18 protein-coding genes are annotated in these 21,524 nt (G+C 40.5%); 4 read left to right on the forward strand and 14 right to left on the reverse strand.

What is annotated here, in order from left to right; all coding sequences use genetic code 11:
• Window positions 1-53: 53 nt before the first annotated feature.
• The 11 genes from purD to rsmD all read right to left on the reverse strand — a co-directional run bounded on the left by purD (window position 54) and on the right by rsmD (window position 12,237).
• A complete protein-coding gene (gene purD, locus GQR39_RS09310) occupies window positions 54-1,337 on the reverse strand; it encodes a phosphoribosylamine--glycine ligase (RefSeq protein ID WP_076925016.1) in 1,284 nt (427 codons plus the stop codon).
• A gap of 15 nt (window positions 1,338-1,352) precedes the next feature.
• Window positions 1,353-2,174: a class I SAM-dependent methyltransferase gene (locus GQR39_RS09315; protein ID WP_024600158.1), complete on the reverse strand. Its 822-nt coding sequence runs from the start codon at window positions 2,172-2,174 to the stop codon at window positions 1,353-1,355.
• A 106-nt stretch (window positions 2,175-2,280) separates the two neighbouring features.
• A complete protein-coding gene (purH, locus tag GQR39_RS09320) occupies window positions 2,281-3,867 on the reverse strand; it encodes a bifunctional phosphoribosylaminoimidazolecarboxamide formyltransferase/IMP cyclohydrolase (protein ID WP_165735447.1) in 1,587 nt (528 codons plus the stop codon).
• 191 nt (window positions 3,868-4,058) lie between these two features.
• Window positions 4,059-4,349, reverse strand: a complete 291-nt coding sequence (fis, locus tag GQR39_RS09325) for a DNA-binding transcriptional regulator Fis (protein ID WP_002957804.1) — start codon at window positions 4,347-4,349, stop codon at window positions 4,059-4,061.
• Between the two features lie 19 nt (window positions 4,350-4,368).
• The gene (gene dusB / locus GQR39_RS09330) at window positions 4,369-5,340 is read right to left on the reverse strand and encodes a tRNA dihydrouridine synthase DusB (RefSeq protein ID WP_010553368.1); all 972 of its coding nucleotides are present in this window, start codon (window positions 5,338-5,340) and stop codon (window positions 4,369-4,371) included.
• 281 nt (window positions 5,341-5,621) lie between these two features.
• The gene (prmA, locus tag GQR39_RS09335; protein ID WP_010553367.1) at window positions 5,622-6,503 is read right to left on the reverse strand and encodes a 50S ribosomal protein L11 methyltransferase; all 882 of its coding nucleotides are present in this window, start codon (window positions 6,501-6,503) and stop codon (window positions 5,622-5,624) included.
• A 67-nt stretch (window positions 6,504-6,570) separates the two neighbouring features.
• A complete protein-coding gene (gene rpoD, locus GQR39_RS09340) occupies window positions 6,571-8,418 on the reverse strand; it encodes an RNA polymerase sigma factor RpoD (RefSeq protein WP_007586533.1) in 1,848 nt (615 codons plus the stop codon).
• Between the two features lie 390 nt (window positions 8,419-8,808).
• A complete protein-coding gene (gene dnaG, locus GQR39_RS09345; protein ID WP_010553366.1) occupies window positions 8,809-10,560 on the reverse strand; it encodes a DNA primase in 1,752 nt (583 codons plus the stop codon).
• 244 nt (window positions 10,561-10,804) lie between these two features.
• The gene (locus GQR39_RS09350; RefSeq protein WP_007586535.1) at window positions 10,805-11,251 is read right to left on the reverse strand and encodes a GatB/YqeY domain-containing protein; all 447 of its coding nucleotides are present in this window, start codon (window positions 11,249-11,251) and stop codon (window positions 10,805-10,807) included.
• 19 nt (window positions 11,252-11,270) lie between these two features.
• Complete coding sequence (gene rpsU / locus GQR39_RS09355; protein WP_002957797.1) at window positions 11,271-11,486, reverse strand: 30S ribosomal protein S21; 216 nt, start codon at window positions 11,484-11,486, stop codon at window positions 11,271-11,273.
• A gap of 145 nt (window positions 11,487-11,631) precedes the next feature.
• Complete coding sequence (gene rsmD / locus GQR39_RS09360; RefSeq protein WP_165735448.1) at window positions 11,632-12,237, reverse strand: 16S rRNA (guanine(966)-N(2))-methyltransferase RsmD; 606 nt, start codon at window positions 12,235-12,237, stop codon at window positions 11,632-11,634.
• Between the two features lie 207 nt (window positions 12,238-12,444).
• Between rsmD and ftsY the strand changes: the two genes are divergently transcribed.
• The 4 genes from ftsY to rpoH all read left to right on the forward strand — a co-directional run bounded on the left by ftsY (window position 12,445) and on the right by rpoH (window position 17,929).
• A complete protein-coding gene (gene ftsY, locus GQR39_RS09370) occupies window positions 12,445-15,021 on the forward strand; it encodes a signal recognition particle-docking protein FtsY (RefSeq protein ID WP_240918194.1) in 2,577 nt (858 codons plus the stop codon).
• Between the two features lie 87 nt (window positions 15,022-15,108).
• Window positions 15,109-15,786, forward strand: coding sequence for a cell division ATP-binding protein FtsE (ftsE, locus tag GQR39_RS09375; RefSeq protein WP_007582842.1), 678 nt, complete (start codon window positions 15,109-15,111; stop codon window positions 15,784-15,786).
• Entirely contained in the window at window positions 15,783-16,769 is a 987-nt protein-coding gene (ftsX, locus tag GQR39_RS09380) for a permease-like cell division protein FtsX (RefSeq protein WP_007582840.1), read from the forward strand. The genes ftsE and ftsX overlap by 4 nt, the downstream gene beginning before the upstream one ends.
• Window positions 16,770-17,065: 296 nt before the next feature.
• Window positions 17,066-17,929, forward strand: coding sequence for an RNA polymerase sigma factor RpoH (rpoH, locus tag GQR39_RS09385; RefSeq protein WP_007582838.1), 864 nt, complete (start codon window positions 17,066-17,068; stop codon window positions 17,927-17,929).
• 341 nt (window positions 17,930-18,270) lie between these two features.
• Here rpoH and GQR39_RS09390 read toward each other — a convergent pair whose 3' ends face one another.
• From GQR39_RS09390 to GQR39_RS09400, 3 genes are read right to left on the reverse strand one after another with little or no spacing between them, the layout of a single operon-like run.
• Window positions 18,271-19,032 (reverse strand): divergent polysaccharide deacetylase family protein, encoded by a 762-nt coding sequence (locus GQR39_RS09390; RefSeq protein ID WP_165735449.1) that lies wholly within the window; start codon window positions 19,030-19,032, stop codon window positions 18,271-18,273.
• Window positions 19,033-19,082: 50 nt separating this feature from the next.
• The gene (locus tag GQR39_RS09395; protein WP_165735450.1) at window positions 19,083-20,348 is read right to left on the reverse strand and encodes a S41 family peptidase; all 1,266 of its coding nucleotides are present in this window, start codon (window positions 20,346-20,348) and stop codon (window positions 19,083-19,085) included.
• 34 nt (window positions 20,349-20,382) lie between these two features.
• A complete protein-coding gene (locus tag GQR39_RS09400) occupies window positions 20,383-21,522 on the reverse strand; it encodes a peptidoglycan DD-metalloendopeptidase family protein (RefSeq protein ID WP_165735451.1) in 1,140 nt (379 codons plus the stop codon).
• Between the last annotated feature and the right edge of the window lie 2 nt (window positions 21,523-21,524).

Consider the following 21,524-nt stretch of genomic DNA (forward strand, 5'->3'; position numbering starts at 1 on the left):
CTGCGCTTTTTTAGTTAAATTAATTGGTTATACCAATGAATAGGTATTACAAGCTATTGCTCGCGTGCAATAGCACGGTAAGCAATATCAGTACGATATTCCATACCATCCCAGCTAATTTGTTTAACAAGCTCATAGGCGCGCTGCTGCGCTTGCGTAACGGTATTACCAAGTGCTGTTGCGCATAATACGCGACCGCCTGCGGTTACAACGTCATTGCCACTTTGCTTAGTACCCGCATGAAACACTTTTTCACCCGCAGGGTAATCAACTTGTAGCCCCGAAATTGCGTCACCTTTAGGATAATCACCAGGGTAACCTTTAGCTGCAAGTACAACACCAACGGCTGCGCGTGGGTCAAACTTAATCGTTGTTTTATCAAGTTCTACACGGTTAGCGGCTTCAATCAATTCAACTAGGTCTGATTGTAAACGTAGCATCATTGGTTGAGTCTCAGGGTCGCCAAAGCGACAGTTGTACTCAATTACTTTAGGGGTACCTGTTTCGTCAATCATCAAACCTGCGTATAAAAAGCCGGTGTACGGATGGCCTTCGCTTGCCATGCCTTCTACCGTAGGGTAGATCACTTCGTTCATAATACGCTGGTGGATTTCATCAGTAACAACTGGCGCAGGTGAGTATGCACCCATGCCACCCGTGTTAGGACCAGCATCGCCATTGTAAGCGCGTTTATGGTCCTGACTGGTAGCAAATGGTAATACGTTTTTGCCATCAACCATTACAATGAAAGACGCTTCTTCACCGTCTAAAAACTCTTCGATAACAACACGACTTCCCGCATCGCCAAAAGCATTACCCGCAAGCATATCGCGAATAGCATCTTCGGCATCGGCTTCCGTCATAGCTACAATTACGCCTTTACCTGCAGCTAAACCATCTGCTTTTACAACAATTGGCGCGCCTTTTTCTTTTAAATAAGCAAGGGCAGGGTCAATCTGTTCAAACGTTTGATAATCGCCTGATGGAATATTGTGGCGTGCTAAAAAATCTTTAGTAAACGATTTAGAGCCTTCAAGCTGGGCTGCGCCTGCCGTTGGGCCAAAAATAGCCATGTTATGTTCACGAAACTTATCAACAACACCCAGTACTAACGGTATTTCTGGACCTACAATAGTAAGCTCTACCTTATTTTGCTGTGCAAAACTAAGTAAACCCTCTAAGTCGTCAACGTTTATTGCTACGTTTTCAAGTTTTGGTTCAAGTGCAGTACCCGCATTACCAGGGGCTACAAATACAGTATTTACTTTGGTGTTTTGAGCGGCTTTAAACGCAAGTGCGTGTTCGCGGCCGCCGCTGCCAATGACTAAAACATTCATGGCGAAAATTCCTATTTAAAGCGGTTTCTTAAATTTCAGCGTCATGCGGTCGCTTTCACCAATGGCTTTGTATTTGTCAGCATCTTGTTCGCCGAGTCTTAAGCTTGGTGGTAGCGTCCATACACCTTTAGGGTGATCGGCTGTATCTTTTGGATTTGCATTTATTTCACTGCTTGCCACTAATTCAAACCCAGCTTGTTTAGCAAGGTCTACTACGTAGCTCTGCTTCATATAACCTGATGTTTTTTGATCTTCGTCAGCACGTTCTTCAGCTAAACGGTGTTCAACTAAACCTAATGTACCACCTGGTTTAAGGGCTTTGTAAAAAGCTTGGAATGCACTTAATGCACCGCTTTTATCTTTACCCATGTACCAGTTATGCACATTACGGAATGTTAAAACCATATCGGCACTGCCAGCTGGCGCAATATCTAAATGTGTTACAGGTGCAAACTCAGTAATTTTAACGCTACTAAAGCGCTTATCTTCAGCTACTTTTTGTTCAAAGCCTGCAAGAGAGCGTTGGTAGTAGCCAACTGATGAATCAGCAGGAAAATGCGCGGCATAATAAGTGCCTTGCTCTTTTAGTGCTGGCGCTAAAATTTCACTATACCAACCACCGCCTGGCGCAATTTCAACAACTGTCATAGTTGGTTTAAAGCCAAAAAATGCCAGTGTTTGAGCCGGGTGACGATATTCGTCACGAACGCTGTTTTTAGCGCTACGTTCGCTTGATTGAAGTGCATGCTCTAGGCTCGATTCGTGGTTATGGCTAAGCGCCATAGTCGATGTCATCGTTAGTGTGGCTACAAGTAGCGATTTTAGCGCAAATTTCATTGTTTGTTCCTTCACATTATAATTTTAAATAGGTTATTGAATAATCAGAATACGTGAATTTATAGCAAACAAAAAGGGTTAAACCAACGTTTAACCCTTTGTGTGATTAGTGGCGGAAATGGCGCATACCAGTAAGCACCATTGCCATGCCAGCTTCATCAGCAGCTGCAATCACTTCTTCATCACGCATTGAGCCACCAGGCTGAATTACCGCAGTAATGCCAGCGGTTGCTGCAGCGTCAATTCCATCACGGAATGGGAAGAACGCATCAGACGCCATAACTGAACCTTTAACTTCAAGGTTTTCATCTGCTGCTTTTATGCCTGCAATTTTAGCTGAGTATACGCGGCTCATTTGGCCTGCGCCTACACCAATGGTCATACCGTCACGGGCATAAACAATCGCGTTTGATTTAACAAACTTAGCTACTTTCCAGCAAAATAGTAAATCTTTAAGTTCTTGCTCTGTAGGTTGACGTTTAGAAACAACTTTTAAGTCGCCTTGCGTTACCATGCCTAAATCGCGGTCTTGAACTAAAATACCGCCATTAACGCGTTTAATATCTTGGCCAGCTGCTTTACCTGTCCACTGTCCACATTCTAATAAACGAACGTTCTTTTTAGCTTCAACAATTTTTGCAGCGTCGCCCGAAATACTAGGTGCGATAATTACTTCAACAAACTGACGATCAACAATTGCTTGTGCAGTTGCTGCATCTAGCTCTCGGTTAAAGGCAATAATGCCACCAAATGCTGATGTAGGGTCTGTTTTAAAAGCGCGCTCGTATGCTTGTAGAATATTGTCCCCAATTGAAACACCACACGGGTTAGCATGTTTTACAATTACGCACGCAGGTACGTCAAATTCTTTAACACATTCAAGTGCTGCATCGGTATCTGCAATGTTGTTAAACGAAAGGGCCTTACCTTGCAATTGAGTTGCTGTTGCAACTGATGCTTCAGCAATGTCACTTTCAACATAAAAAGCAGCATCTTGATGTGAGTTTTCACCGTAACGCATATCTTGCTTTTTAGTGAACTGCATATTGATAGTACGTGGGAATTTAGTCTCTACAGCAGCTTCCTCGGTGTAATCAGGAACCATTTTACCGAAGTAGTTAGCAATCATGCCATCGTATGCGGCAGTGTGCTCGTAAGCAGCAATCGCTAAGTCAAAACGTGTTTTATACGTAGTAGAGCCATTGTTGTTTTGCATTTCGCTAATAACACGGTCGTAGTCGCTCGCGTTTACCACGATTGTTACGTCTTTGTGGTTTTTAGCGGCTGCACGAACCATTGTAGGGCCGCCAATATCAATATTTTCAATAGCATCTTCAAGGCTGCAGTTTTCTTGAGCGACTGTATTCGCAAAGGGGTATAAGTTAACTACAACTATGTCGATAGCAGAAATGTTGTTATCTGCCATTACGCTTTCATCTTGTCCGCGACGGGCTAATATGCCGCCGTGAATTTTTGGGTGAAGAGTTTTTACGCGACCATCCATGATTTCAGGGTGGCCTGTGTGATCTGATACTTCAGTCACTTTTATGCCGTTATCAGCAAGTAGTTTACATGTGCCGCCAGTTGATAATATATCAACGCCTTGCGCTTCTAGTGCGCGGGCAAATTCAACAATACCGGTTTTATCAGACACACTTAATAGTGCGCGACGAATGGGACGATGAGTATCCATTGTAGTTTGATTTCCTCAGTTAATGAGCTAGCTTAGAAGCGGGCATTTTAACTGATTACAACTCAAAAAACGACTTATAAAGCGCCGATGAGGGTGAGCATTTTGCAACACGGCTATTAAACTACGGGCATAAAAAAAGCACCCTAGGGTGCTTTTTTAATAATTAGCTGTGATAAATCACAGCCAGCATATTAGTTCATGCCGTATTTTTTAAGCTTTTTACGTAAAGTACCACGGTTGATACCTAGTAAAATTGCTGCACGAGTTTGGTTACCACGTGTATATGTCATCACTTCTTCAAGTAATGGCGCTTCTAGCTCTGAAAGAACAAGGTCGTAAACGTCTTGCACATCTTGACCGTTAAGCTGCTTTAAATAGTGGTGAACAGCTTTTTTTACTGCATCACGCAATGGCTGCGGTTTCTCGTGTGACTGAACATGAGGGTTAGTGATAAATGGAGAAGTCACGTTTTGTTCGAACATTATTAAGTCTCTTTCTTTCTTAGTTAGCTGCTAGTGTTTTAAAGTATTGCTCTAATGCGACGACCTGTGCTTGTGGGTTGTCGAGCGCATTAAATACTCGCCTAAACTGACCATCACTGTCATGGGTTTGCAAATACCAAGATACATGTTTGCGAGCAATTCGCGCTCCCATTGGCTCACCGTAAAACAGGTGGAGGTTTGTTAAATGCTCCATTAAAATACTGCGCACCTCTGCAATAGCAGGCGGCTGTAAGTGTTCCCCAGTTCGCAAATAGTGGTCTATCTCCCTAAATATCCAAGGGCGACCTTGGGCGGCTCGGCCAATCATAATGGCATCTGCACCCGTATAGTCTAAAACCTGTTTTGCTTTTTCTGGTGATGTAATATCACCATTGGCAACAACAGGAATCGACACTGAACGTTTTATATCCCTAATCGTGGCGTACTCAGCATCACCTTTGTACATACATGCGCGCGTACGCCCATGTACAGCAAGTGATGCAATGCCATAACGTTCAGCTATTCTCGCAATCTCTACACCATTACGGTTATCCGGATCCCATCCTGTACGGATTTTAAGTGTCACAGGTATATCAACAGCATTAACGACTGCATCAATAATCTCTTCCACAAGTTCAGGAAACTGTAATAAGGCAGAGCCTGCGAGTTTCTTGTTCACTTTTTTTGCTGGGCACCCCATATTGATATCTATGATCTGTGCACCGTTAGCAACATTGAATTGTGCGGCCTGCGCCATAAGCTCAGGATCTGCTCCTGCAATTTGCACAGCGCGTATACCCGACTCACCGCTGTGATCCATACGGTTCATCGACTTTTCCGTTTTCCAAACCTTAGGATTAGACGATAGCATTTCAGAAACAGCTAGCCCTGCGCCTAAACGACGGCAAAGTTGTCTAAATGGTCTGTCTGTAATGCCAGCCATTGGCGCGACAATTACATTATTCTCAAGTTGGTATTTACCGATACGCACTATATTCAATAGGCCTCTTTTCAAGGGGCGCTAAGTTTACGGTTTTTTTCACAAAAATCAAAGGCTATAAATTGAACAAAAGTAACTTTTTTTTGCCCTTTTCGTATTGACATTTGATAACCACATGACAAGTAGGTTGATTTGTTTGAAATTTATACAAGTTTTATTTTTTACACAATAATCAGAAAACTTTTAATATGTAAAAAAATAGTAAAGCCTGTTAAATACAGGCTTTACATGCAGGTTTTGAGTTAATGCTCTAAATTTGGTTGTGCAGTTTATTACGCTTTTTTAGTGCCACTTACTCGAGTCCAATCACCTTCAACGGCAATGTCATCTAGTTCAATAAACGGTGCATAAATATCAGCAACTGATTGTGCTTGTTCTTCTAAAATACCCGACATGGCAATTTTTCCACCAGGCTTTAATAAACCTAAAATTACACTGTGCAATTCGCGAAGTGGCTGGGCTAATATATTTGCCACTACTATGTCGGCGGTAAACTCAGGTTGGTTTTCTGGAAGGTATACTTCAAGTTTGTCTGCAACGCCATTACGGTTAGCATTATCGAGGCTTGCCTCAAGCGCTTGAGGATCAATATCAATCCCAATCATGCGCTCTGCGCCTAGTTTTATAGCTGCAATACCTAAAATGCCTGAGCCACAACCAAAATCAACAACCGTTTTACCTGTTAGATCTTGGCTTTCTAACCACTTAAGACATAAGGCCGTTGTTGCATGTGTGCCCGTACCAAAGGCAAGGCCAGGGTCAAGCAGTACATTTACTGCATCAGGATCTGGAATGTCGCGCCAGCTTGGACAAATCCATAGCCTTTCACCAAATTGAATAGGGTGGAAGTTATCCATCCATTCACGTTCCCAGTCTTTATCCTCAAGCTGCTCTATTTTGTATACTAAATTGTCTTTTAGTTCATCATGGCGTTTCAATAACGCAACGACTTCATTCATATCGTGATTAGCTTCAAACAAGCCAATTACTGTTGTATCAGCCCAAAATACAACGGTGCCAATTTTGGGTTCGTAAATAGGGGTGTCTTTTGCGTCAATAAAGGTTACTGAAGCACTACCCGCTTCCATTAATAGGTCACTTACTGCATCTGCTGTTGCAGCATTGGCGTTAATACGAATTTGGATCCAAGCCATGATTATTTCCTTCAAATAGAAAAAAGGCCGCTATAGCGGCCTTTTTAGTTTATATAGTAGCGCTAAATTATTTAGCGTCTAAAAAGCTTTTCAGTAAATCTGAGCGAGAAGGGTGGCGTAATTTACGCAGCGCTTTCGCTTCTATTTGACGAATACGTTCACGTGTTACGTCAAACTGTTTACCTACTTCTTCTAAGGTGTGGTCGGTATTCATATCAATACCAAAACGCATACGTAGTACTTTAGCTTCACGGGCTGTTAGGCCTGCAAGTACATCGTTAGTTGCGCCACGAAGAGACTCCATTGTTGCCGAATCGATTGGCGAATCAATAGTTGTATCTTCGATAAAGTCACCTAAGTGAGAATCTTCATCATCACCGATTGGTGTTTCCATTGAAATTGGCTCTTTAGCAATCTTAAGTACCTTACGGATTTTATCCTCAGGCATCATCATGCGTTCTGCTAATTCTTCTGGATTTGGCTCACGACCCATTTCTTGTAACATTTGACGAGAAATACGGTTAAGTTTATTAATCGTTTCAATCATATGTACTGGAATACGGATTGTTCTTGCTTGGTCAGCAATAGAGCGAGTGATTGCTTGACGTATCCACCACGTAGCATAAGTAGAGAACTTATAACCACGGCGATATTCAAACTTATCAACTGCTTTCATCAGACCAATGTTACCTTCTTGAATTAAATCCAAGAATTGTAAGCCACGGTTTGTATATTTTTTAGCAATTGAGATTACAAGACGTAAGTTAGCTTCAACCATTTCTTTTTTCGCACGGCGTGCTTTCGCTTCACCAATGCTCATTCGACGGTTAATGTCTTTAATACGCTCAATGCTTAAACCTGTTGTTTGTTCAATAACAGATAGTTTATTAATGCTACGAATGATTTCTGGCTTAACTTCTTCAAGTTTAGCTGAGTATTTTTCGTTACCTGAAATTTCTAAATCAACCCATGAAGCGTCAGTTTCGTTATTAGCAAAATGCTTAACGAATGTTTTCTTCGGTAATTTAGCAATTTGTACAGCTTGTTTCATGATTAGACGTTCTTGAACGCGAACACGATCCATCATTTCACGCATGTTATTTACCATGCGGTCAAACTGTTTAGGTATTAATTTAAAGGTTCTGAAAAGCTCACCAATTTCAAAAATGGCAGCTTGTGATTCAGGATGCGAACGACCTTTAGCTTCAAACGTATCACGTGCTTTATTGTATAAATCACGTAAATTTTCAAAATGAATGCGCGCTTCTTCAGGATCTGGCCCTGTGTCTACTTCTTCTTCATCTTCGTCATCGCTATCAGCATCATCTTTGTCATCTTTATCGTCATCAAGTTGCTTAGCACTTAATTCTGAACCGATATTAGTTGCTGAAATTGGCGCTGTATCTTCATTAGGATCGATAAATCCAACGATGATATCGCTTAAACGCATTTCTTCAGCTTCAAACTTATCCCACTGCTCTAGCAGGTAAGTGATTGCTTCAGGGTACTCTGCAACAGAAATCTGTACTTGGTTAATGCCTTCTTCGATACGTTTAGCGATTACAATTTCGCCTTCACGTGTAAGAAGTTCAACAGTACCCATTTCACGCATGTACATGCGAACCGGATCCGTTGTACGGCCGATTTCTTTTTCTACAGTCGCAAGGGCTGCAGCGGCAGCTTCAGCTGCGTCTTCGTCTGTCGTTGTTTCTTGCATCATTAATTCATCAGCATCAGGCGCGTTTTCGCTAACCTTGATACCCATATCATTAATCATGCTTATGATATCTTCTACTTGATCTGAGTCTATAATGTCTTGTGGAAGGTGATCATTTACTTCTGCAAAAGTTAAGTAGCCTTGCTCTTTACCTTTTTGAATCAGAAGTTTTAATTGTGACTGAGGAGTTGGATCCATAGAGATTGTTTCTTCCACTCTGATAAGTTGATACAACAGGCGCCATCATGTAGTTTGCATTAAAGCCAACTAGAATAATGTGACGCAGTGAATAGCACAGTATAACAGTTTAAATCAATTTTGACTAGGGTCTGTTGGCCTTTCAGGATTAAAGTTTGTTCTATCCAAGGGTGGTTTAATCGCGGCGCCAGGTTTGTAACCTAGTGGGCTAAGTCAAAACCGGGCAACAAAGAGTAAACCTCCCTTGGGACGAACCCAAAGGGCAGCGCGTGTTCGGCATTTATGCTGCGTTATCGCCTATTTATGTGGAATAACCACACTACATAGGCTCTGCCTTGTCTAAATACCAAACACACTGCTGTAAACTTAACCTCGAAAGATAAACAGACCCTAACTGTTAGTGGCTTTTAACGCTGTCATTAACAAATGACACTCAAGTCTTTCGTCGCTACTAAGGCCTTGAGTCTTGTCCTTTATTAATAGGGTCTCGAGTCGATAATTTAAACACTGATCTTCAATAAACTTGAAAGTATTTTTAAAAACCGTCTCTAAACGCTCTTCATTTATGTCGTGTTGCCACGTTGCAAGCTTGATTAAGGGCTCGTAATCTTCAGTTCCTCTAAAAAATTCGAGTAGTTGCGCTGTGGTAATGCTTTCTTTTTCTAAAGCTTGCTCTTGTAAGCGTAATAATAGCCCTATACCAGCAATATTCATTTGTGCGAGTTCAGGCAAATATGGCACATTTTTAGCCAAATTAGGATGTTGAATTAAAATACCAATCGCTTGACGCATTGGTGTTATTTTAAACTTACGTTCAATCGAATGCTGTTGCTTTGGGGTTTTTAAACGGTTATTTAATTGCTCACGTGTTCTTCCGATTAAACGCCCTAATTGTTCAAGAATGTTTTCTTGATAAAATTCACTTGGAATTTTTTCAATGAGTGGAAGTGCTGCACTGAGTAATTTAGCTTTTCCTGAGTCGAGTGTTAAATCAACTTCTTGGCTTAATTTATTAAACAATACTTTGGTAAAGTCATCTGCTTGGCTTAGGCGCGATTCGAATTGCTCCTTACCTTCTTTTTGTACAAGAGAGTCAGGGTCTTCGCCATCGGGTAAAAAAGTAAATTGCAGTGCTTTACCGTCATTTAAATAAGGAAGTGCGTTTTCAAGCGCCCTCCAAGCTGCATCACGGCCAGCTCTGTCGCCATCGTAACAACAGATTACTTTATCTGTTGTTCTAAACAGCGTATGCATGTGCTCGCTTGTTGTTGCGGTACCTAGTGATGCAACGGCATATTCAATCCCTTGCTCGGCTAAGGCAACAACATCCATGTAACCTTCCACAACCATTACATGCTCAAGTTTTTTATGGGCTTGCTTTGCTTCATAAAGTCCGTAAAGCTCAAAGCCTTTATGAAAAATTCGGGTCTCTGGCGAGTTTAAATATTTTGGCCCTTGGTCGGCTTGCATTACACGCCCACCAAATGCAATAACGCGTCCGCGTTTATCGCGAATAGGGAACATTAATCGGTCGCGGAAAAAATCAAATTGTCTGCCTGGTGTTTTTTCTGAAGCTAGCTTTAATTCAACTAATTGCTCTTTTTGTTCTTTATTACGGCCAAGCTGAAGACATAATCCATCCCATTCGCTGGGAGCGTAGCCAATCATAAACTTTTTAACTGTTTCACCACTTAAACCACGGCCTTTTACATATTCAATAACGGCGGCAGAATTACTGTGGTGTTTTAATTGGTGCTGATAAAAGCGCGCAGTATGAAGCATTAAATCGTAATCAGAGCGCTTTTGCGCAGCAGTACGTTCTGGTGCTGAGTTTGTGCCTTGTTCTCGAGGTACTTCTAAGTTAAGCATGCTTGCTATTTCTTCAATAGCATCTACAAACTCAAGCTTTTCATACTCCATTACAAACGAAATAGCATTACCATTAGCGCCACAACCAAAGCAATGATAGAACTGTTTGTCTTGCGATACGGTAAATGAGGGCGATTTTTCGTTATGGAATGGGCAACAAGCTTGATAATCCTTACCTGCTTTTTTTAGACCTACTTTTGAGTCTATCAGGTCGACAATATCGGTTCTGGCAAGTAAATCGTCTATAAAGTTACGTGGGATCTTTCCAGCCATTAGTAAAATACAGTCCTGAAATAATAAGAAGAATAACGAATATGAAATTTACTTTTTTATACTAGCTTGATGCAAAGTATAGCGTGCTTTAACTTACCAAAATGATAACAAAATAAATAGGGAAGCTATAAAAAATTTCATTTTAAAGTAACCTAGTAGGTGTACTTTTTATTAAAGTTAAAAACAAAGAAACCGAGCGCAAGGCTCGGTTCACTTCAATCATACTTTAATGTATGTGGGAGTATTAGGCAGTTAATCGTTGCTTAATTAAACCAGAGATTTTGCCCATATCGGCACGACCTTCGGCTTTGCTTTTGATTATACCCATTACTTTACCCATGTCTTGCATACCTGCTGCGTTAGTATCAGCAATAGCCGCATCAATGAGAGCAATGATTTCTTCTTCACTCAATTTTTGAGGTAAGAAAGTTTCAAGTGCCACTATTTCATTGGCTTCAATATCAGCTAAATCATCACGCCCAGCATCTTTGTACTGAGTATAAGAGTCACGACGTTGTTTAACAAGCTTCACTATAACGGAGGTAATACCTGCGTCGTCTAGTTCTATACGCTCGTCAATTTCACGTTGCTTGATTGCAGCAAGTACCATACGAATAGGGTTAAGACGTTGCTTGTCTTTAGCTCTCATCGCATCTTTTTGCGCATCTTTTAGCGTTATTAAAAGGCTCATTTATACAAGACCTAATATATTAGTATAATTTAACGCGACGTGCGTTATCACGAGAAAGTTTTTTCATGTGACGTTTTACTGCAGCAGCTTTTTTACGCTTACGCTCAGCTGTTGGTTTTTCATAGTGCTCGCGACGACGAACTTCTGAAAGGATTCCTGCTTTTTCACATGAACGCTTGAAGCGACGAAGTGCTACGTCAAACGGTTCGTTCTCTCTTACTTTAATTACTGGCATTAAAAATTCACCTACCTAAATTATGAGCGTTGCTCAAGTTGATCAAACATTGATCAAGTGGTTCAAAAATGGTGCGGTATTGTAATCCGAAGCAACACCACATGTAAAGGACAATATTAACAGAAACGCATCATGTAAAACAGTATTAATTTGCCTGGCGCTGGTAGAGTTTGCAAAACACTTGGCCTGCCTTTTTTTCTTTAATTAACAACCAGTTGCTCGGGTTCTTGAAGGTGGTTAACTCTGTTTCTACTTCAACATAAATTAATGCATCATCGCTTAACCATTGGTTTTTTTCTAATAAATCGCAGGTTGTTTGCGCTAAATCTTTACGAAATGGTGGGTCAACAAATACAAGATTAAACGCTTCGGTTGTGTTTTTTTGCTCTAAAAAGGAGAGTGAATTAGTATGTTTAACGTATGCGTTGTCGAGCTTTAAAGTGCTAATGTTTTGTTCTAATTGCTTGGCAGCTGACGAGTCGAGCTCGATAAATGTGGCGTTTTTTGCAAATCGAGATAGCGCTTCAAATCCTAACCCACCAGAACCTGCAAAACAATCAAGTACATTTGTGTCACGCGTATCTTGCATTAGCCAATTAAATACAGTTTCTTTAATTCGATCGGTAGTAGGTCTTAAGCCTTCTACATTTTTAACAGGGAGTTTTCGGCCTCGAAATTGGCCACTAATCACTCTAATAAAGCCATCACTGGGCTTGTTAGTAGCTTTATTTTGCGTTGTTTTTTTTCTCATTTAGCTCACTAAAAAATGGTATATGGTATCTAGCTCAGATAATATTATGGGTGATTACATGTAGCTTCATTTTTCAACCGTATTAAAAGTGTTACTATTGAACACTTACGTTTTGAATGGTTGTATTTATTAGCAACTATTGCTGGGCATTGCCAAGCTATTTCAAATTTTAGTTTATCAGATTTTTATAAGTGGTTATTAGCAAGTATGACAAAAAAAAGTAAATTCATGTCGTGGCTCGGTTTTGGCAAGTCAGATAAAAAAGAAGCAGAGCAAAAAGCAGCCGCTGATAAACAACAAGCATTAGCGCAAGAAGAAGCGCAGAAGCTAGAGCAAGAAAAGCTTGCGCAGCAGGCTGAAACTGAACGCTTACAAGCAGAAGCCGAAGCAGAGCGCTTAGAGCAGGAGCGTATTGCTGCTGAACAAATTGAAGCTAAACGTTTAGAGCAAGAAAAGCTAGCACAGGAGCAAGCTGAAGCTGAACGTTTAAAAGCAGAAGCCGAAACAGAGCGCTTAGAGCAGGAGCGTATTGCTGCTGAAAAAATTGAAGCTAAACGTTCAGAGCAAGAAAAGCTAGCGCAGGAGCAAGCTGAACGTTTAAAAGCAGAGGCCGAAACAGAGCGCTTAGAGCTGGAGCGTATTGCTTCTGAACAAATTGAAGCAAAACGTTTAGAGCAAGAGCGTGCTGAAAACGCAGAAAAGATTGCAATTGAGCAGGCCAATGCTGAATTACTTGCAAAACAACAAGCTGATGCAGAAGCGCAAAGACAAGAACATGCACAACGTTTAGCCGATCAAGAAACGCAGATGCTGTTAGAGCAAGAGCGATTGGCTGCAGAAAAAATAGAGGCTGAGCGACTAGAGCAAATACGCCTTGAAAAAAAGGATGAAGCTGTAAAGGCTGAAAAGCTTGCAATAGAGCAAGCGAATGCTGAGTTATTAGCAAAAGAACAAGCAGATGCTGAAGCACAAAGACAAGATCAAGCAAAACGTTTAGCAGAACAAGAAGCGCAAATGCGTTTAGAGCAAGAACGTATTGCTGCTGACAAAGTTGAAAATGAACGTTTAGAACAAGAACGTATTGCGGCTGAAAAAGCAGAAAATGAACGTTTAGAGCAAGAGCGTATTGCTGCTGAAAAAGCAGAAAGCGAGCGTTTAGAGCAAGAGCGCATTGCGGCTGAAAAAGCAGAAAACGAGCGTTTAGAGCAAGAGCGCATTGCGGCTGAAAAAGCAGAAAACGAGCGTTTAGAGCAAGAGCGCATTGCGGCTGAAAAAGCAGAAAACGAGCGTTTAGAGCAAGAGCGCATTGCGGCTGAAAAAGCAGAAAACGAGCGTTTAGAGCAAGAGCGCATTGCGGCTGAAAAAGCAGAAAACGAGCGTTTAGAGCAAGAGCGCATTGCGGCTGAAAAAGCAGAAAACGAGCGTTTAGAGCAAGAGCGCATTGCGGCTGAAAAAGCAGAAAACGAGCGTTTAGAGCAAGAGCGCATTGCGGCTGAAAAAGCAGAAAACGAGCGTTTAGAGCAAGAGCGCATTGCGGCTGAAAAAGCAGAAAACGAGCGTTTAGAGCAAGAGCGCATTGCGGCTGAAAAAGCAGAAAACGAGCGTTTAGAGCAAGAGCGCATTGCGGCTGAAAAAGCAGAAAACGAGCGTTTAGAGCAAGAGCGCATTGCGGCTGAAAAAGCAGAAAACGAGCGTTTAGAACAAGAGCGCATTGCTTTAGAAAAAGCAGAAAAAGAACGCTTAGAGCAAGAACGCATTGCTGCTGAAAAAGCAGAAAATGAGCTTTTAGAACAAGAACGTATCACAGCAGAACTTGCAATTGAAGAAGCTAAAAAAGCAGAAAAGCCGAAAAAAGAAGGGTTTTTCTCTCGCCTTAAAAAGGGCTTGTTAAAAACTCGCGTTAATATAGGTTCTGGCTTTGCATCTATTTTTAGTGGTAAAAAAATAGATGACGAATTATTTGAAGATCTTGAAACACAGCTGCTCACCGCCGATTTAGGCGTTGATACCACCATGAAGTTGATTGATAGCTTAACTGATGCTGCAAACCGTAAGCAGTTAAAAGATGGTGATGCGCTTTATGAGTTAATGAAACAAGAAATGGCGGCGATGCTAAAAACGGCTGAACAGCCTTTAGTAATTACCAAAGATAAAAAGCCATTTGTTATTTTAATGGTGGGCGTAAATGGCGTTGGTAAAACAACGACTATTGGTAAGATGGCTAAGCAATTTCAAAGCGAAGGTAAGTCGGTTATGCTGGCTGCTGGCGATACGTTTAGAGCGGCTGCTGTTGAGCAACTTCAGGTTTGGGGTGAACGTAACAGCATTCCTGTTATTGCACAGCATACGGGTGCAGATAGTGCATCGGTTGTTTTTGATGCATTCCAAGCTGCAAAAGCACGTAATATAGATGTGTTAATTGCAGATACAGCGGGTCGCTTGCAAAATAAAGATAACTTAATGCAGGAGCTTGAAAAAATAGCTCGTGTTATGAAAAAAATTGATCCTGATGCGCCGCACGAAGTGATGCTAACCATTGATGCTGGCACAGGTCAAAATGCAATTAGCCAAGTGAACTTATTTAATCAATGCGTTGGCTTAACTGGTATTACGCTTTCAAAACTTGATGGAACTGCAAAGGGTGGTGTTATTTTTGCGGTTGCAGATAAGTTTAATATTCCAATTCGTTACATTGGTGTTGGTGAAGGTATTGATGATTTACGCGCTTTTAAAAGCGATGACTTTATTGATGCGTTATTTAGCCAAGATGAGGACGACGTTTAATTTACCAAAAAAGGGAGCTTGCTCCCTTTTTAATTGCGAGGAATACCAATTTTATTAGTAAATTAATTGAATTGGCATAATAAAAAGATGATAAATTTTCAGCAAGTAAGTAAGACTTATCCTGGAGGGCACCGCGCCCTCGAAAAAGTTAATTTTCATGTTAAACCGGGTGAACTTGCCTTTTTAACCGGTCACAGTGGTGCGGGTAAAAGTACGTTGCTTAAGTTAATTAGCTTAATGGAACGTCCATCGGCAGGCAGTGTATTTATCAACGGTGTTGATTTAAATAAAGTAAACTCGCGTCAAATTCCTTATGCTCGCCGTGATATTGGTATTATTTTTCAAAACCACCGTTTACTAGAGCGCTATACTATTTTTGATAACGTGGCGCTGCCTCTTATTATTGAGGGTACTCACCATAAGCAAATAGCTAAACGTGTTCATGGTGCGCTTGATAAAGTAGGCCTGATAGACAAAATAAAATGTCATCCGTCGATGCTCTCTGGAGGCGAGCAGCAACGTGTTGGTATTGCCAGAGCAATAGTGAACTCCCCGCCAATTTTGTTAGCCGATGAACCTACAGGTAACCTTGATCCTGAGCTTTCAATGGAAATACTAAAGCTGTTTGAAGACTTCAATAAACACGGCACCACTGTTCTTATAGCTACGCATGACTTAGGTTTGGTTGCACGTATGAAGTACCGCAGTCTAACCTTAAAAGATGGTCGTATGCTTCAAGATCCGCTCGCTGAGGGAGCACTATGAGTTTACTTTTTAAAAGTCGTCAAAATAGTAACGACAAGCAAAAAAAATCAGTATTAGCTGGCGGTTATTTTTTCATTATTAATATTTTTCGCCAAGGTGTTCATAGCTTAGGTGAAATGTGGCGTACGCCGCTTGCGTCTATGATGACTATTGCTGTACTTGGTTTGAGCCTAACGTTACCTGCAACACTTTATCTTGTCGTTAAAAACGTACAGCAAGTAAGTAGTGGTTTTGAAGAGGCGAGTGAAATATCGTTGTTTGTAAAAGAAAGTATGAACGAGCAAGAAACGCAAACATTAGTAAAGCGCTTAGCGTTATACCCAGAGGTTGAAAGTGTTGAGTTTATTTCAAAACAAAAAGCACTTACTGAGTTTAAAGACGTATCTGGATTTGGACAGGCCTTAGAATATTTAGATAAGAACCCATTACCAGATGTGGTACTGGTTACGCCAACAAAACGTCACAGACACCCAAATGCTGCTAAAGTACTGTTAACTAAATTAGAAAGTGAACGTGAAGTTGATTTTGGTAAGCTCGATATAGCGTGGTTAGAGCGTTTAAATGCATTACTAGATTTACTGAAAGAAAGCGTAATAACCATCGCATTATTACTGCTTACCTCAGTGACGCTTATTATTGGTAACACTATTCGTTTGTCGATCATGGATAAAAAAGAAGAAATACAAGTCATGAAGCTAGTTGGCGCAACTAACACCTTTATACATGCCCCATTTTTATGGACGGGCATTTGGTATGGTGTAATAGGTGGTTTGTTTGCCTTTATATGCGTAGGGCTAATGATGTGGTGGCTTTCAAGCGCTGTGAGCAGTGTAGCAGGGGTATACCAAACAAGCTTTTCGTTAATTGGATTATCGCTTAATGAGCTTGGCTTTTTAGTGTTACTTGCAACAAGTTTAGGATTTGTAGGCTCTTACCTTTCTGTAAATCGATATATTAAAGAAATAGAACCCGATAAAGTATAAGTGAACCAACTCAGTTCGATGTGCGTATGGTATCGGACTGGGTTGTACCTCCTGTTATTAAAACTGTCATATTTGTGTACTATCCTCCCATAAAGTAATGAGTTGTAAATAAGGTGATACAGCGAGGTTAACCCGCTGCAATCCCTCAATTCATCACTTATTCAGTCGCTTGTAGTAGACTAAACCCATACTAAAAAACTGCTTGATTTATACTTTTAAAAAGTTTTAAATTGGGGTTAGCACTCTTAAAGAAAGAGTGCTAAGATAGTTTCAAATGTTTATCACCGAGGTGAAAAATGAGTAAAGATTTATACGCAATGGCACTTACAGTCGGACAACAAAGCGCAAGCATGGACGGTTACCTTCAAGCGGTAAGCACTATTCCTATGCTTAAAGTTGAACAAGAGCAAGAACTTGCTAAAAAACTTCAGGAAGAAGGCGATCTTAGTGCTGCCAAGCAACTCATTATGTCGCATTTACGCTTTGTAGCGCATATTGCTAAAGGCTACTCGGGATACGGCTTACCACAAGCTGACCTTATTCAAGAAGGTAATATAGGCCTGATGAAAGCGGTTAAGCGTTTCGACCCTACTGTGGGTGTGCGTTTAGTATCGTTTGCAGTGCATTGGATTAAAGCCGAAATTCACGAGTTTGTGCTTAAAAATTGGCGCATAGTTAAAGTTGCAACCACTAAAGCTCAACGTAAATTGTTTTTTAATCTTCGTAAAAACAAAAAGCGTTTAGGTTGGTTTAATCAAGCTGAGGTTAGTACCGTTGCTAGCGAGCTAGGTGTGAGTGAAAAAGAAGTACGTGAAATGGAATCGCGCATGAGCGGCCAAGACATGGGCTTTGACCTAACGGGCGACGATAACGACGACGCACCAACAAGCACGTACTCTCCAGTACAATATTTAACAGATGGCGCAGCTGATTTAGCTGACGACGTTGAACAAGAGCAGTGGAAAGAGCAAGCGCATACTCGTTTATTTAGCGCACTTAAAACACTAGACGAGCGTTCACAAGATATTGTTAGCGCACGTTGGTTGTCGGATGATAAAGCGACTCTTCAAGAGCTTGCACAAAAGTACAGTGTATCTGCTGAACGTGTTCGCCAGCTTGAAAAAACAGCGATGAAAAAATTACAAAGTGCTATGAGCTAATATTGCTCAAGCAGCAAATTTAAAAGCCCTGCATGAAAATGCGGGGTTTTTTGCTTTTGCGTAGGTTGGTTTGAGCGAAGCGAAACCCAACGATAAAATATCCAATTAAGTAATACCAACCTGCATAAACCTTTGATCAATTTAACGAATTAAATTGCACTATAACGTCGTTAAAAATTTATTATTTAGAACAACTAGATATAAAAATTTTTGCCTAGTTCTAGTGTAATTTTCTTAACGTTAAATAGACCCCATATATAAGCAGATTGGTATAATACCGATACTCTGCATTATTGAATGGTTAGTTTATCATTCGGATATAGCTTTATTTAAAGCTTATATCACCGAGCACTAACTCCTTTACCCTCAGCATGCGCTAACTGAATGTATTTACGCTCAACCAGCTGCGAAACGGGTACGAGTTCAAAACCTTGATCTATTAACTGTGGTAACGCTTCACGCAAGAAATCAATTGTTTCTGGGTAGGGATGAGCAATTGCTATAGCGGAATTATGGATGGTGGCTAGTTGTTTTAATTCTTCCAGCCTTAGCTGCAGTTGTTCTGGTGTAGTTATATTGTCTAAGAACACTTGGCGACTAATATTAGCAACACCTAAAAAGTTAGCAGCATTTTGTGCTTGGCTTAAGTCGGTTGTACGGCTATCTAAAAAATATAAATGGCGCTTTTTAAGTACTTCCATTGTCCACTTCATAGCTTGGCTTTTTTGCGTAAGCGCTGACCCCATGTGGTTATTAACGCCCTTTACTTGCGGTAAACTAGCGAGAGCTGTTCCAAGAGTTTGCTGAAGCTGCTCTTTATTCATATTTAAAGTAAGCGCGCCAGGTCCGAGTTCTTTACCGTTAAGTGCCTGCATAGGCACATGGAGTAATAACTCTTTATTTGATTGACTGGCAAGCGTTGCAAAAATTTGCGAATAAGGGGTATGAGGCAAAATTGAATACGACAATTGCCCTGGTAAGGAAAGGAACTCTAAGTCCCGTTGATGATAGCCTATATCGTCTATCACTATCGCTATTTGTTTGGCGCTAATTGTTGCTGAGCTAAAACAAATAGCTAATATTAGCCATTTTATTATTTTCACGTTTATAGTTTTTATTATCTTTTTAGCTTTGTTTATACAGCTTGTACAAGCTATTGCATGCTGAGTAATTGTTTTGCTTTAACTAATTGTAAATCTGCTAAGTTACCAGTAAGTAATTGCGCGCTACTGTTAGTGTGTTCATTTTTTATTATAACGGCTTTATTACTTTGTGAAAGGTTTGTTTGATTAACAGCCACATCTGGGGTTATTCCTATTCCATCAATCGACTTACCTAGCGGCGTAAAGTATTTAGCTGTGGTGAGCTTTAATGCGGTATTGCCATCACCTAGCGGAATGAGCGATTGTACAGAACCCTTCCCAAAAGATTGACTGCCAACAACGGTTGCTCGTTTATTATCTTTGAGTGCTGCTGCAAGTATTTCGGCTGCAGAGGCTGAATTTTCGTTTATAAGCACAACAATGGGGGCATTTTTTAGAATGTCTCCACGCTTTGCATAAAATGCTTGGTTGGCATCGTAAAAACGTCCTTTAGTTGTCACTATAGTGCCACTTTGTAAAAATAGGTCTGATACCGCCACAGCGCTTTGTAATGTACCCCCAGGGTTATCGCGTAAATCAATCACTAAGCCTTTAAGTGGGTAACCAAAGTGGCTTTGCAGGGCAGCAACTTGCAGAGCAACCTCATGCAATGTGTGGTTAGAAAAATTATTGATAGCTATATAACCAGTTCCAAAATCTAGAAGTTCGCTTGTTACGCTTTCGAGGTTTATTTGGCGGCGTGCAACATGAAACGTGATAGGGCTTTTATTGTTATCACGATTTATAATTAGGTCTATATTTGAAAATTTACTGTCTCTTATTAGTGTTGCTACTTCATCGATTGTACGATTTTGGACTGCGTGGTTGTTTACACTTACAATAATATCGTCTGGTAAAATCCCCGCCGCTTTTGCGGGAGAGTTATTGACCACATTAACAATAGTCATATTCTCGTCGATATTTTTAACCTCAATACCAATACCTGTGTAGCGGCCATTTGTGTTATCAAATAATGAGGTTAGTTCGTGCTCATTTAAGTACTTAGAGTAAGAGTCAAGCTTTGAATATAAACGCTCAAATTGCTGGTTATTATATTTAATGTGGTGGCTATTTTGTAAGGTGAGATCTTCAACGTAGTAGGCATGAATGTTAAAGAGTATTTCGTCTATTTGTTGTCTTTTAAGATCTTTAATCGAGCTTGCTAGTACATTACTAGTAAAGGCAATTAAGGTTAGTAATACGAGTAAATACAGACTTATATAAAAGCCTGTATTTTTTTGAACAATGGTAGTTACTACAGTTTTTTTAGTTGTCATCAGCTGCTCCAGAGCGGTGCAGCGATTAATTTAATTAAATGCGTTTGCACCATTTGATAGGATTTACTGCGCGTCCTTTGTGGCGTATTTCAAAGTATAGACCAGAACTAGCTTGTCCGCCGCTTTGGCCAACTAAAGCAAGTGTTTCGCCTTCGCGTACCATGTCGCCTACATCTCTTAGCAATGTTTGGGCATGACCATATAGGCTCATAAAACCTTCACCATGGTCTACAACAATTACCCAACCATAGCCTTTTAGCCAATCGGCAAATACAACTTGACCATTATGTACGCTATTAATATTAGTGCCTTCTTTTGCACCAATTAATACGCCTTTCCAATCAATACCACCATGTTTACGTTGGCCAAAAGTGTGCTCTAACTTGCCTTTGCTCGGCCAGTCTAATTTACCTTTATTTTTATTTAGGCCCAGTAATTCAATTTTTTGTGTTTTTTCTTTTTCTAGTTCTTCAATCGTTGCTACCAAAGTTTGTTGGTTTTCTTTTAAATAATTTATTGAGCTTTTAGTACTGTTGAGCTGAGCTTGTAAGTTTTTAAGATTTGCTTGGCGTTCACTTTGTGCATTAACTAAAGCGGTTTGGCGTCTTTTTTGCTCATCAAATAAAAGTTCTAGTTTTTCTTGTGTTTTAACAAGCTCTTTTTGGTTTTGTACTATTTGCTGTTGAAGATCTTTTAGATCTTCGATTTGTTCAATACGAGCTTTATTTAAGTAGTTGTAATAACTAAGTGTGCGCTCAAATTTAGCAGTGTCTTCTTGATTTAACAGCATTTTAGAGTAGTCGTCGCCACCGGCCATATAGGCACTTTTGAGCTGCGCGGCTAAGACTTTCTGAAATTGAGTATGCTTTCTATCGAGCTCATCGGCTTTATTTTGCAACTCTTTTTGCTGTGTTTTAGTTTCTTTTACTGATTGCTCTGCCATGTTAAGTGCTTTCGCATTTTTAGCTATATCGAGTTCATGGCTTTTGAGGTTTTTTTGTAGTGACGCTATTTTTTTTCTTTGCGCGTTATATTCAGCCTGGCTTTGCTCAAGTGCATTTTGAACTTCTGATAAGTCTTTTTTAGTACGATCTTCATTAGCAACTGCAGATGCAGTCACTAATGAAGTTAGTATTAAACCGCACTTAATTAACCGGTTAATACGTCTATTCATGT

This window comes from Pseudoalteromonas sp. C8, assembly GCF_011378685.1.
In the GTDB taxonomy this organism is placed as follows: domain Bacteria; phylum Pseudomonadota; class Gammaproteobacteria; order Enterobacterales; family Alteromonadaceae; genus Pseudoalteromonas; species Pseudoalteromonas arctica.